The sequence below is a fragment of the Achromobacter sp. FW305-C-28 genome, from assembly GCF_058783235.1.
The window spans coordinates 39,950-53,614 of the sequence record NZ_JBYSYL010000002.1 but is presented as its reverse complement, the minus strand read 5'-3'; the positions used below and the strand labels follow the sequence as shown (position 1 = coordinate 53,614).

Here is a 13,665-nt window from a genome sequence, read left to right as displayed (position 1 = left end):
ATGCGCCTGTCGCGCTTCTTCATTACGCGCCCGATATTCGCCGCGGTGCTGGCGATCGTCATCACGATTGTGGGTGCGATCTCCTACTTTGCACTTCCCGTTGCGCAGTATCCGGACATCATCCCTCCCACCGTGGTCGTTTCCGCGACCTACCCTGGCGCGTCGGCGGAAACCGTCGCGGAAACCGTTGCCGCTCCTATCGAGCAGGAAATCAATGGCGTAGAGAACATGCTCTACCAGTCCAGCCAGTCCACGGCGGACGGGAAGGTGTCCATATCGATTACGTTCAAGGTCGGGACCGATCTCGACGCGGCCCAGATGCTCGTTCAGAACCGGGTGGCGGCGGCCGTGCCTCGCCTGCCGCAAGAGGTTCAGCGACTGGGTGTCACCACCCGCAAGACTTCGCCCAGTGCCCTGATGGCGATCAACCTGGTTTCTCCAGATGGCTCGCGGGATCAAACCTATCTTTCAAACTATGCCCTGACGCAGTTGCGCGACAAGCTGAGCCGTATCGACGGAGTCGGCGAGGCTCGAATTTTCGGCAGCCGTGAAGTGGCCATGCGCGTCTGGATTGACCCACGGCGCGCCGCCGCGCGTGAGCTGACGGCCGGCGAGATCGTCGCCGCCATCCGTGCCCAAAATGTGCAGGTTGCCTCGGGAGCCCTAGGCCAACCGCCCACCCCGAGTGCCGACGCCTTCCAGCTAAACGTTCGGACACAGGGCCGGTTGAGCGAGCCGGAGCAGTTCGCCGACATCGTCATCCGCACGGATCCCGCTGGCCGGCAGACTCGCGTTCGCGACGTCGCTCGCGTGGAGCTGGGTGCCGACGACTACGGAACCAATGCCTATTTGTCAGGCAAGCCATCCATCATGATCGGCATATTTCAACGGCCCGGGACCAACGCGCTTGAAACCGGCATCACTCTCGAACGCGAGATGCAGGCAGCGGCCAAGGCATTTCCGCCAGGGCTTGAGTACCGGATTATGTGGAACTCAACGCGTTTCATCGCGCAGTCTACCGAAGCCGTCCGGGATACGCTTTTCGAAGCCGCGGCACTCGTTGTGCTCGTCATCTTCATCTTCCTGCAGAACTGGCGCGCCGCCATCATCCCCGTCGTGGCGATTCCCATCTCGCTGGTCGGCACCTTCGCCTTGCTGGCGATGTTTGGCTACAGTCTGAACAGCTTGTCGCTGTTCGGGCTGGTCCTCGCCATCGGCATAGTGGTGGACGATGCCATCGTCGTGGTTGAAAACGTGGAAAGAAACCTCGCTCAGGGCCTGAGCCCGCTAGAAGCGGCTCGCATCTCGATGGACGAGGTTTCGGCGGCGCTGGTGGCCATAGTGCTCGTGCTTTGCGCGGTTTTCATTCCCACGTTCTTTCTGACCGGCCTTTCTGGGGCGTTCTACAAGCAGTTTGCGCTCACCATTTCCGGCGCTACCGTCATTTCGCTCGTCTTGTCGCTAACGCTCTCGCCGGCCTTGGCCACGGTACTTCTGCGGGCGCACACGAAGGAGAAAAGTCGGCATCAGATCATTCGGCGTATGCAGTTTGCCGGCGACTGGTTCAACGAACGATTCGACCGGTTCAGCGCGAGCTACGGCCGATTGACGCAATGGCTCGTGGTGCGCCCGAAGCGTGTCTTGATCAGCTACTGCGGACTTGTGCTCGCGACCATAGGCATTTTCTGGGTAACGCCCACCGGCTTCGTGCCCTCACAAGACCAGAGCTATCTAATATCGATCACTCAACTTCCACCGGGAGCCTCGCTGGCGCGTACCGATGCCGTCGTGCAAGAGGTGTCCAAGCGCTTGTTGAAGATCGATGGGGTCCGAGGCACGATCATGCTGCCCGGCTACGACGCCGCGTCGAACACGAATTCCCCGAACACCGCCACCGCCTTCATCCCGCTCAAGCCATTTGAACAGCGGTCCCGCCCCGCCAGCGACATCCTCGATGAAGCACGCAAGGCCGTCTCGGACATCGATCAAGCGCGGGTTCTCATCATTCCTCCTCCGCTGATCGACGGCATCGGTTCGGCGGGCGGCTACCGGATGATGGTGCAGGATCGCGGCGGCCACGGCTACAAACCGCTGGGGACGATTTCCGATCAACTCATGGCCAAGGCGAACGGCACCGAAGGTTTATCGCAGGTCTATTCATTCTTCAACACATCAACCCCCCGCATCTTCGCCGACATCGACCGGCGCAAAGCCGAGGTGCTGGGCGTCCCGCCAGATCGCGTCTTCGAAGCGCTGCAGGTCTATCTCGGCTCGGCCTATGTGAACGACTTCAACCTACTAGGGCGCACGTTCCGGGTGGTTGCCCAGGCAGAGCAAGGCCAGCGCAACAGCGAATCCGACATTGCCAATCTGAAGACGCGCTCCGATAGCGGCGCCATGGTGCCCATCGGCTCGGTCGCCACGTTCAAGAGCGAAACGGGGCCGTTTAGGGTCGTGCGCTACAACCTGTTCCCCGCGGTCGAGGTCGACGGAGACACGGCCCCGGGTTCTTCCACGGGCCAGTCGCTAGCCACGATGGAAAAGCTCGCCGACCAGATGTTGCCCCCGGGATACGGCTACGAATGGACGGGCATCGCGTTCCAGCAGAAGATCGCGGGCAACACGGCTGGCCTCGTCTTCGCGCTGGCGGTGGTGTTCGTGTTCCTGGTGCTGGCGGCGCAATACGAAAGCCTCACTTTGCCCCTGGCCATCATCCTCATCGTCCCCATGTGCCTCTTCGCGGCCATGGTCGGCGTGAATCTTCGCGGAATGGACAACAACGTCCTGACGCAGATCGGGCTCGTGGTGCTGATCGCCCTTGCCGCGAAGAACGCGATCCTGGTGGTCGAGTTCGCGAAACAGGCGGAAGAGGAAGACGGCTTGAGGCCGGCCGCCGCGGCGGTGCGCGCCGCGCAGACCCGCCTGCGCCCGATCCTGATGACGAGTTTCGCCTTCATTCTTGGCGCTGTGCCGATGCTCCTAGCCTCGGGCGCGGGCGCCGAGTTGAGGCAGGCCTTGGGCACCTCCGTTTTCTTCGGCATGGTCGGCGTCACCGTCTTCGGCCTGCTCTATACCCCGACGTTCTACGTCGTTTGCCGCAATCTCGGAGATCGGCTGTCCCGGCAGACCGGCGCCCGCTCGCTGGAATCGCGGCACGTACCATCAGGAAGCATCAAGTGATTCGATTGCACACCCTATCGATGCTGGTTGCGCCGCTGCTCTTGAGCGCGTGCGCGGTCGGCCCGGACTATGAGACACCGCCATTCCCGGCTTCCGCGGCGGGGCCTTTCCTGACCCAAAGCGATGCGACCGCGCCCGACGCCACGCCCGTTTCCGCCGACTGGTGGAAGCTCTACCACGACCCGGTGCTGGACAGGCTGGTACAAGATGCGCTCGCCTCGAATACCGACCTGCGCGTGGCGATCGCTCGGCTCGCCCGCGCGCGCGCCCAACTTCGCCAAACGTCCGCCGATCGGCTGCCCAGCACTGAGATCGCCGCAGGCGTGAACCGCCAGCGGCAATCCGCCATCCAGGCCTCGCCCGGCGTCGATCGCGAGAATACCGTTGTCGATGCGGGCCTGTCCGTCGCGTACGAGGTAGACCTTTTCGGCCGCGTACGGCGGAACATCGAAGCCTCGCGGGGCGACTACCAAGCGGCACAGGCCGAGCTGGACGCCGTGCGGGTATCGACCGTAGCGGCGACGACCCGCGCTTATCTGGGAGCCGCCAGCGCCGCGCACCGCCTGGCCGTGGCGCGGCAGATCGTCGAGTTGCTGGACCGCTCGGTCGGCGTGACGAGCAGCAGGGAGGACGCCGGCCTGACGACTTCGCTCGACACCGCGCGCATCACGGCGCTTCGGGAGCAGCGACGATCCGACATTCCCAGGATCGTTGCCGAGCGCCAGGCCGAGCTGTTCCGGCTCTCCCTGCTCACCGGCCGGGCGCCCAAGGACCTCCCGTCTGAGGCCAGTGCCCTCGCGGCACCGCCCACGATCCTGCAGCCCATCCCTCTCGGCGACGGGATGGCCCTCCTCACCCGGCGGCCGGACGTGCGCGCTGCGGAACGACGGCTGGCGGCGGAAACGGCCAGGATCGGCGTGGTGACGGCGGATCTGTATCCGCGCGTCTCCATCGGCGCGTCGGTCGGCTCTACCGGGTTACACCTAGACGACTTCTTCGGAAGTGGCCCGCTACGCTGGCTGGCTGGATCGCTCCTCTCCTGGTCGTTTCCGAATCAGGAAGCGATCCGCGCCCGCATCGACGGCGCGACCGCCGACGCCCAGGCCGCGCTGGCGGCGTTTGATGGGACGATATTACAGGCCTTGAGCGAAACGGAAACCGCGCTCTCGAACTACGCCCAAAGCCTGGACCGGCGCTGGTCCTTGGCCGCGGCCAGGAACCAGGCGGAGAACGTGGCGCGCATCGTTCGGGCACAAGCGCGGGAGGGACGCGCCGACAGTCTGGCTCTGCTCGACGCCGAGCGCACCTATGCTGACGCACAGGCACAGCTTGCCGAAAACGAAGCGCGGGTCGTGAATGCTCAGGTGGACCTGTTCAAGGCGCTCGGCGGTGGCTGGGAGTCGGCCCGCGCTGACCGCGCGGTTGCCAAGTAGTTCACCGTCTTCTGGATGGGCTCAAGGCGGATTATCCCTGGATGGAGGGCGTGGCGCATGAAGGCAGATATCCCGACGGCGATTCTGGGCCCGGCCCGCTCGTCATCCAACGCGCTCCGAGCGAACATACAGCTGAACGACATTGCCATGTTTATCGAGGTCGCGAGGCGGGGCAATTTCAGCCTGTCCGCCGCGGCGCTGGGCGTTCCTCCGTCGACGCTCTCCCGGCGAGTGAGCGGATTGGAACGCGATCTGGGAGTGCAGTTGCTCAGGCGCAGCACTCGGAAAATTGGCCTGACCGAGGCCGGCGCGCTCTACTTCGAGCGTTGCCGGGACCTCATCGATGAAGCTCGTGTTGCGCATGAGCAGCTGCATACAAGCATCGCCTGCGCCAGCGGGCAACTGAGCGTGTCGCTACCCGCCTCACTGGCCCAGGCACTCGTACCTAAAGTGATCGACGCCTTCCACCGCCGGTATCCCGATATCCATTGTCATTTCGAGTTGGGCAATCAGTACGTCGACCCGATCAGCAGCACCTGCGACGTCGCGTTGCGCTTCGGCCATCAACCGAGCTCCAGCCTGATTGCCCACGTAATCAGCGCGATGACGCCGCGCCTTTACGCATCCGTTGACTATCTTGACAGGCATCGCGCGCCCCGGTCACCGGCCGACTTGGCCAGGCACCAATGCCTTGCCGGCGCGCGCAGGGGCGAGTTCGAATGGGTGTTGCAATCCGGGGCACGAGTGGATCGGGTGCGGGTATCGGGCAAAGTCGCGGCTAACGATTCCAGCATGATCCTATCATTGGTCCGCGCAGGAATCGGCATTGGCCCCCTCATGAAGTTCGAGGCCGCAAAGGCCGGCGGCGACGACAAGATTTCCCAGGTTCTGCGCCAATGGTCTTTGCTGCCTGTGCCGCTCGTCGCCTTGCTCCCTAGCCGGAAGGTGCCGGCGCGAGTCAAGGCGTTCCTGGATTTCATTCATCCTTATCTGCAGGATTGCTGATGTCTTCAAATGGCATCTATAGCCATTGCCACGCTGATCAGCACGACTGCAGCGATGGAAGCCGCGAACACCCGCCGCGCCCAGCGCACATCGTCGCCGGCCGTAAACCCGTCCATGGCAGTTTTCAGCCAGTACAGTCCGCCTAATAGAACTATAGAGATGTAGAGATTTCCCACGTATCCAAGCGCCGCCAGGGAAAGCGCGGCCACAAGGAATGCGGCAATGTACAAAACGATGCGCTTCTTCGCTTGGTGCCGCCCCTTCACCAGGGGCAGTATGGGGATACACGCCGCTTCATAGTCCTTCCATCTAAACATGGCGATGGCGTACGAATGAGGGATTTGCCATATTCCGAAGATCACGAAGAGCGCGACAGCGGCCGTGTCGATGGTTCCGCGTACCGAACAATAGCCCACGACAGGCGGGATCGCGCCCGATATGCTGCCGACCAATGTGGCGTGGACCGATCTGCGTTTCAGGAAAAGCGAGTACAGGCCTACATAGACAATGTATCCGATGAGCATCAGGACCAGCGGCTCAATTCGACGCGTCGCGGCATACAAAAGCCAGAACCCGACGAAACCCAGAAGACAGGCAAAGGTCAGAGCCGACCTTATCGAAATGCTGCCGGCGGCCATCGGGCGCGTACAGGTGCGTTCCATGAGTCGGTCGATGTCACGGTCAATCACGTTGTTGGCGGCGCATCCGGATCCGATTACGAGCGCGACTCCAGATATCACCAGTGCAATATGAATGGCATCCACGACGCCTCTCGATGCGAGCAGGTAGCCCCCGACGAGAGATACCAGGTTACCGGCCACGATGCCTGGCTTGACCAATTCGAAATAAGTGCGATGCATAAAATTTGGTCGGGTCGGACTGACCGCAGACAAGGAACAGCGAAACAGGCTTGGATGACAGGAAGAACCGTGATCACGCGATCGGTGGGCCAAAGCCGGGGCCTGTCGGATCAACCGGAAGTCACTGCGATACGTCGAATGTGGCGGAGGGGTCTTGAATTACGGAACGCTTCGTTGCAACTGAAGCTTTATACCTTCTGGACGAGAGAGCACGAAAGTGAAATGTCGGACAAAGATCCCGCAGATACCGACGCCACGAATGACCGATGACGACGGCCGTCTTGGGACGATTTTGTTGCTACCTTCGCTGTTCGGCATCATCGCTCCGAGACAGGCTTAGCCCGGCCCGGACACAACAGCCCCCCGGGCCGGCCCACGAGTCCACCACCATGTCATCAGACCGGCAGCCAGCACCACCGGCAACATGGCCGCGTTCAGCGCTTCCCACCCGAAGGCGTCCAGCGCCGGTCCGGCCGCCAGCGTGGCCAGCGCGGTAGCGGCATAACGCAGTATCTCGGCCACGCCTTGCGCGCCGGCGCGTTCCGAGGGACGGTAGGACTGCGCCAGCAGTACATGCCGACCAAGTGCCATTTTTAGATTGGACGGCATATGGGGCTGCGTAGGTGGTTGCATACGGCGTTACGCCAGAAGCGCCGCCGGGGCACGGCCGGCCATCATGTCTTCGAACAGGGCCTCGAGATTCGGGGAAACGACGCGGATGTCCTCGGATTCCGGCTCGATGTCGTGCACGATGCGGCCCGATTCGCGTTCTATCGCCATGCACTACCGACCTGTATATAGAACGCGTTCTGATCTTTGCTGTGAGCGATATCCACACCGACAGACAGTCCGAGTTTTTTTGCGATGAGGTACCGGAATCCAGTGCCAATGCTGGCAACATTGGAGGCTTCGCTGAAAGACTTCCAGCGGCCATAGGCTTTGCCAACACCACTAAAGCCAAGCAATGACCATCGCGGCGTCAAGTTCCAGCGCATTTCAACTTCAGTCGTAAGCGCTGTTTGGTCCTGATATCGTCCTCTGGACACTCCCCGCAAATCGACGTATGGCTGCGCATAAAAGGGTACCGAGCCGCTCGTCGTCTGTCCATCCGCACGCAACCCCAGCGTCCATTTCTGATTCAATGGCAGCCAGGTATAGCCCCGGGCCCGATAGGTTTCGAAGGACTGAGAGCTACCCAGCCATCCTCGCGCAAACTGTGCTTCCAACTCCGCGTAGCTACCCTTTCCGGGAAAAAAAATATTGTCCCTGCTGTCGTAGTCGACGACAACGCCCAGCTTGCCGATGCGGCGTGCCTGATCGGAAATGTTCAACTCAGAGGCGGATTCACCCGTGAAGTGAGTGGTCGAATTAAAGTAGGTATACCGCGGCCCCACATACCAGCGCGAATCGCCAATTCGAGCCAGAATTTGCTGAACCAGGAATGTTCCCTTGAGTTCATAGCTGCGCCCGCGATTGAGCAGCCCGTAGTAGTCCAAATTCATGCGGCCCTGTGCGAGAGCACCCAGATATCGGTAGCGATCTCCATCCCAGGTCCGAAAGTGAAAAAGTCCAGCGGCTCGAGACCCATTTTCCGTCATCATTCCGCCCACACCGGTCACATTAGGCGGCGACAGGGGCTGGCCTTTCTCCTTTGCTCTTTGACCCGCTTCAGCCATCGATTCAGAAAAGTAGAGCAACATGAGTCCGCCGCCGTACCCCACCGCAGGTTCCGTGATGATCGTCGGCACCGGCATCACGCCTTTGTGATGCAAGAGAAAGTCACTGATGTCGAAAGCACCATCTTCGGGGTCTTTGAACGACAGGGATTGTGCCGTTGCGGGCGGGGCATAAAGGCAAAGAGAGGCAATTGCACCCATAATGAGAAACCGGCCATCGCGAGACGGAGTTTTCATTGGTAAGCACGGCTGGTGAGGGGTTAGAGATCGTTTACTCCAGACAGTGGAAAGCGCACTCCCCAAAGCTGTGTGAGCGATGCTGCGAAGTCGCTGCCCGCAACACGGGTCAGCCCTGTTGACCGATGCCCGACTCAAAACACCAGCGTGGCGGTCCCCATGACCGTGCTGGTGCTATCAAGCCGGTTAGTGCTGCTTATCGTCGGAACCCAGCGCAGGCTCAGCGACAGTGAGCGCTTGTCCGCCAGTTTCGTATCGTAGGTCACGATCGGACCCAACGCCCAGTCACGTCCCTTGAAGCCATTGAGCCGATCGGCTGTCGGGCCTTTGTCGCTACCCAGCTGCTGCTGGGTGCCCAGGATCAGGCCAGCGCTGACGCCATTGCTGAACGTCTTGCGCCCCATCACGTCCAGGCTGAAGACGGGTGCGTTGCGGTAGTCCGTGGCGCTGTTGCGGGTATAGAACTGCACCCCGGCCACCGTATCCAGCTGGAAGCCCGACTCCGGAAAGATCTTGGTGTAGGCCACCTGCGGAATGAAGGTCCAGTTGTTCAGGCTGGGGTTGGCCATGTCGCTGGCGTTGTACTTGCCCGTGGGCGCCCAGATGTTCAGGCTGAGCGCCATGTGCGAGGTCTCAGAGAAGTGGTAGCCGGCGATGATGGGCGAGAAATACAGGTCGAACAGGTTCGACGCGGTATCGCTTTGCCCCACCGTCCGGCCGCCCGGCCCCGTCAGCTTGGAATCCACCTTGGTCCAGACATAGGGCAAAGTGAAGCTGGACGCGAAGTTCCAGCGCCCTGGCCCCGTGTCCCAGGTCTTCAGGACGGTGGCCAGCGTGAACGCCACCTTGCCGTCCAGCCCCAGCGACGTGCGTCCGCCCACCGGGACTTCACGACTGCCACCGATCTTGCCGTCCAGATAGATCTGGGCGAAATTGACGGCCCAGATCGGCTCGGGCGAAACGATGCCGGCATTCGTCTGCACGTTCGTGCCGGTTACCTGCCGTCCTAGCGCCCCTTCGGTCGCGACGGCGGCCCCGGGCAGTACCACCAGGACAATCGCCGAGCCCGCCAGAAGCCCTCGCAATTCCGCAAATACACTTTGCATGCGTTTACTCCGTCAATACAGAAGCCGCTTGCTGCCCTCAATGGCCAAACGTGATATTGAGGCCTGCGAAAACAGTAAACTGCGGCAAACCCTCGCCCTTGTGGGCCACCGTCCATTGCGGCTCCACAAATGCATTGAAGATATTCTTACCCACGCGCCAAGCCTTGCCCGCGCCAAGTCCCACAGGGATGTAGTAATTGTTCTTCTGCAGGTCAAAAGTCCATGTTCCCGTCGACCGCAGGTACCACCCCTGTGGCAGGTTGCGAATGACAAAGGGCTGCAAGGTCGCGGTATGAACCGTGTCGCGTTGACTCTGTCCCGCGAACGAATGCTGCCACTGCACCAACCCGCCGAGCAGGCCCTCCTTGCTGGAATGTACCGCCACCGCCGCCAGACCCCCCGACCACTTACCCGCACCCAGTTCAGAGCGGGTTGCCGTAGGCAGAGTCACTAGCGGCCCGACGCCGATGTCCACTTCGCCCTGCTTGAGCAGAAAGATGTCGAATAGATTGATGTCACCCAAACCTGTCTTGTAGCTACCGTCGGCCTCTGGACGAGTACTGAGAGGCGCGGTCATGCGCAGGATCTGTGGCACGCCGATCAAGTCACCTGGCGCAATGGGAATCGTGGGGCGCACGAGAAAATCGTTGGTGTGCGCGTTGGTGCCGAACAGCTTCGGGGTGTAGTAGTTCTGGAAATTGAGCGACGGGGCCAGATTGAGCGGATTGTTGCTCTTGTTCGCATCATCGGCCGACTGCGCAAAGGCGATGTGGCTCGCACTGCACGCAATGCTGGCCACGGCTAGTTTCTTCCACATTGTTGAATCCCTGGAAATTGGAGCCGCGCCTGCCCGCTCGCCGCGGCTAATCCTTGTTGGAGTGGATTCGTTCCGGCGCCCCGCTCTCGGATGGAGTCAGGGCGCGGAAGCTTCCTACGCCTGGTGTCACTTCACCTGTTCGATATCCCCTGGCTTCCAGCTCTTGTCGAAGGCGGCCGGCTCAGGACCATAAATGCGGATGTAGGCAAACCAGCCTTTGCCAGGCGGCGTTTTGATCCACCGGCCCTCCCCGCCTTTGGGCGCTTTGGGCCCGAAGTACAGATCGACGGGTTTGGTTTTATCCACGCCCTTCAGTTCGAACAACGAGCGCAGGGCCGCCATGTCCTGATCCGTCTGGACTTGCGAACGCGTCGCGGCGTCATACACCGTGACCGACCAGAACAGCTTGCCCGGCACGGGTTGGGGAATCGTCAGCTTGTATTGCTTGCTGCCATCCAGATAGGCGCCCTTGCTGTCGCGCGCGCCCAGCCAGTACAAAGAGCCGGCGCCGGCATCGCGCCGGAACATGGCGGGCGACGCCACGATGGCTTGGGCGAACCAGCGGTCGCGCGCTTCCAGGTCGATGCCCGCCGGCGTCTCAAATTGCGCGTTGGTCGGCACCAGGCCCGCCCACTCCCATTGCCGATCCGGCCAGTTCTTGCGATCAGGCCGCGTGCTGGCGAAGGCGCCCACCAGCATCTGGTCCCGACCTTCGCGCGCGGCGCGCGTCAGGATGCCTTTGGTGCGCGCATCGGGTTGGAAAGGCTTGCCCTTTTCAATGCCAAGTTCCGCCAGCAGGCCGTACATGGGCAAAAACTCGGGAACGCGTGCTTCGGCCTGGATGATGCCGTTGAGCTGCTCCCAGAATTGGAAGTTGTCTTCCCAGCGCAATGACGTGCTGTCCATTGCCTTTTTGGACGTGTCGACGGCAGTCAGGGGTTGCGGGTTATCGGCGCTGGCCAGCGGGTAGATCTTGATATTGCGCAGGCCGTCCAGCGCCTTTTGCAAATCGCCTTCGGCTGGCAAGGCTCGGACGGCGACCAGATTCTTGAAGGACTTCGAGTGCCCGACGTAGTAGCCCTCAGGGATCTTGCCGGAGTATCCCGGTGGCAGCACCAGATGCTTGCCGCCTTTGCCCGCGTCGGGACCGGGCAGGCCCATGTCCAGCACCCAGCCTTGGTTGTGGTCGTCCACCAGGCCGATGAACGGTCCGGGAGGCAATTCGATCACCATCGGACCCTCTTTCAAATCCAGCACGCCTGAACCGTACGGCGTATCGGAATTGAGCGTGAACCCCACCTGGCGCGGGCCCGTTGCCGCAATGCCCCACTGCTTGCCGTCTTCAATGCCGACGGCCCGGTTGCCGTTGAAGATGCCTTCCACGGACACGGTGGGATACCAGAAGCGGTACGCCACGATCGCGCGCTGCAACGCGGCGTCGTCGCGCGCGCGCTGGCTGGCCTTTTCAGTCGGGAAACCTTTGTTGAACGGGTAGGAAGGCGCCGCGGCGGGATCCGCGGCGTGGGCGGGCAGACCCGCGGCAAAGCTCAGGCTCAAGGCGGCCAGGAAGGTGCGTTTCATCGTTTCATCCCAGATTGAATGCATATGTGGCCGCCGTACCGTCGCGTGGCGCAGGCGGGATCCGCAGAGATCGGGTCAGGGCGCGCGCAGGCCAAGCCTGCGCGCCTTCGGCTTGCTACTTCAGTTTCTGGACATCGCCGGGTTTCCAGCTTTGGTCGAAGAACGGCTGTTTCGGCCCATACAGGCGCAGGATCACGAAGAAGCCCGAGCCGGGAACGGTTTTCAACCAGTTCTTGCCGTGTCCTGCCGGTTCGGTGGGGCCAAAATAGATATCGGTCGAACCGTCAGGATTGACGTCGGGCCGGTCCATGGTGTTGATGGAAGGGAATGGCTGCCCGTTGGCCAGGCCCGCCGCGGTTTCGGGCCGGTACACGGTGACGGACCAGAAGATGCCCGCCGGAATGTCCTTGGGCAGGTGAAGCCGGTAGGACTTGCCGCCGGATAGCGGGTCGCCGTCGGCATCCCGGAACGCGACGGGATACTTGGCGCCCATGCCCGCCATGTTCACGGCCATCGCCGGACTGGCGGAATACGCCAGCGCGAAAAAGCCGGTCCGCAGATCCAGGTACTTGAACGAAGGCCCCGTGAACTCGGTATTGACCGGGAAGGGATTCACCCATTGGCGGTCGGAATACCAGCGCGTATTGGGGACGACGGGCGGAGGGTCGTAGGCAATCGCGCGGCCAATCCGGTAGGCCGTCTTGCCGGCCTTGTCCAGGATTTCCCGCGTGTGGGCATCGGGATTGAACGGCTGGCCCTTGATGATCCCGATACTGGCGAGCATGCCCCGCATATCGGCGTCGACGGGGTCCACGTATTCGCTGTCGATGAACCGCGACAACATGTCGAAAGCCGTGCCGTCAGTGGGATACAGCATATTGGGCGCTGCCTTGGACCCATCCGGAAACTGCATGGGTTTGGCAGATGCCTCTTTACCCAACGGATAGATTCGGGTGCGGGTGATCAGGTTGACCGGGTCGCCGAGATTGGCGGGGTCCTTGAAGAATGCGCGCCAGAAAACGAAGACGTTGTAGGTGCGCGATTTGTAGACGATATAACCCTTGGGTATCTGGCCTTGGTAATCGGGCGGAATGACCAGGTATTTTGCACCCTTGCCTTTGTCGGGGCCGGGCAGGCCCACGTCGCCGCACCAGACATCCTTGGCGTACGGCTCGGGATACCAGGTTTTCTCCGTCACTGGCGTCGGATTGCATATGGGACGCTGGAAGAAGTCGTCAAGAATGCCCTGAAGGCCCGGTGGCACCTCCAGCACCATGGGCCCATCCTGCTTCAAATCCAGGTAGCCCATCGCGTAAATGACGTCCGAGTTCGGCGTCGTGACCAGCGTGTTGGCATTGAGCCGTTCTTTCCACACCGGAAGGACGTTGTAGCCCTTGCCGAACAGCCGTTCGGAGCCTTCCTTCATGGCGAAGATGTTCAGCGCCGGTTGCGCCCACAAGTAGCTTTGGACGGCTCGCTGATAGAGCAATTCGTCTTTGAGCGTTGCGGAATCCGCTTTGGAAAGATACCCCTCTTGCAGGGGAATTTGCGAAAGCTGGTCGTACCGGGAGGATTTCTGAGAAGGCGGCGTGCCGCAACCCGCAATCAGGGAAGCCACTGCCAGAGTCGAGCAAATTGCCTTGAGCGCCATACGGGTTCCTTAACAATGATTATTGATAAGTCACTTGAATGCCCCAACTGCGAATGCATCGAAAGAAAATGCCGAGCCAGATTATCACGATTTTTAAGACGAATGAATATAGTCGCGCA

General features: G+C 61.4%; 11 protein-coding genes. 3 read left to right on the top strand and 8 right to left on the bottom strand.

Going from position 1 to position 13,665, the window contains the following annotated elements:
- Genes AC3WMR_RS05180 through AC3WMR_RS05170 form a run of 3 tightly spaced genes read left to right on the top strand, consistent with a single transcriptional unit; the run spans position 1 to position 5,618 of the window.
- Entirely contained in the window at positions 1-3,180 is a 3,180-nt protein-coding gene (locus AC3WMR_RS05180; RefSeq protein ID WP_492263895.1) for an efflux RND transporter permease subunit, read from the top strand.
- The gene (locus tag AC3WMR_RS05175; RefSeq protein WP_492263896.1) at positions 3,177-4,613 is read left to right on the top strand and encodes an efflux transporter outer membrane subunit; all 1,437 of its coding nucleotides are present in this window, start codon (positions 3,177-3,179) and stop codon (positions 4,611-4,613) included. The genes AC3WMR_RS05180 and AC3WMR_RS05175 overlap by 4 nt, the downstream gene beginning before the upstream one ends.
- Positions 4,614-4,670: 57 nt before the next feature.
- Positions 4,671-5,618, top strand: coding sequence for a LysR family transcriptional regulator (locus tag AC3WMR_RS05170; protein ID WP_492263897.1), 948 nt, complete (start codon positions 4,671-4,673; stop codon positions 5,616-5,618).
- 5 nt (positions 5,619-5,623) lie between these two features.
- Here the strand turns inward: AC3WMR_RS05170 and cyoE are convergent, their stop codons facing one another.
- The 8 genes from cyoE to AC3WMR_RS05130 all read right to left on the bottom strand — a co-directional run bounded on the left by cyoE (position 5,624) and on the right by AC3WMR_RS05130 (position 13,546).
- On the bottom strand, positions 5,624-6,478 hold the full coding sequence (gene cyoE, locus AC3WMR_RS05165) for a heme o synthase (protein WP_492263898.1): 855 nt from the start codon (positions 6,476-6,478) through the stop codon (positions 5,624-5,626).
- A 336-nt stretch (positions 6,479-6,814) separates the two neighbouring features.
- The gene (locus tag AC3WMR_RS05160; RefSeq protein ID WP_492263899.1) at positions 6,815-7,087 is read right to left on the bottom strand and encodes a hypothetical protein; all 273 of its coding nucleotides are present in this window, start codon (positions 7,085-7,087) and stop codon (positions 6,815-6,817) included.
- A 30-nt stretch (positions 7,088-7,117) separates the two neighbouring features.
- Positions 7,118-7,258, bottom strand: a complete 141-nt coding sequence (locus tag AC3WMR_RS05155; RefSeq protein WP_492263900.1) for a hypothetical protein — start codon at positions 7,256-7,258, stop codon at positions 7,118-7,120.
- Positions 7,249-8,355: a BamA/TamA family outer membrane protein gene (locus AC3WMR_RS05150; RefSeq protein WP_492263952.1), complete on the bottom strand. Its 1,107-nt coding sequence runs from the start codon at positions 8,353-8,355 to the stop codon at positions 7,249-7,251. Before AC3WMR_RS05150 ends, AC3WMR_RS05155 begins: the two co-directional genes overlap by 10 nt.
- A gap of 170 nt (positions 8,356-8,525) precedes the next feature.
- Positions 8,526-9,497, bottom strand: coding sequence for a SphA family protein (locus AC3WMR_RS05145; RefSeq protein WP_492263901.1), 972 nt, complete (start codon positions 9,495-9,497; stop codon positions 8,526-8,528).
- Between the two features lie 37 nt (positions 9,498-9,534).
- Positions 9,535-10,314 (bottom strand): hypothetical protein, encoded by a 780-nt coding sequence (locus AC3WMR_RS05140; RefSeq protein WP_492263902.1) that lies wholly within the window; start codon positions 10,312-10,314, stop codon positions 9,535-9,537.
- 126 nt (positions 10,315-10,440) lie between these two features.
- Positions 10,441-11,895, bottom strand: a complete 1,455-nt coding sequence (locus tag AC3WMR_RS05135) for a DUF1254 domain-containing protein (protein ID WP_492263903.1) — start codon at positions 11,893-11,895, stop codon at positions 10,441-10,443.
- A 115-nt stretch (positions 11,896-12,010) separates the two neighbouring features.
- Positions 12,011-13,546, bottom strand: a complete 1,536-nt coding sequence (locus tag AC3WMR_RS05130; RefSeq protein ID WP_492263904.1) for a DUF1254 domain-containing protein — start codon at positions 13,544-13,546, stop codon at positions 12,011-12,013.
- Positions 13,547-13,665: the final 119 nt, after the last annotated feature.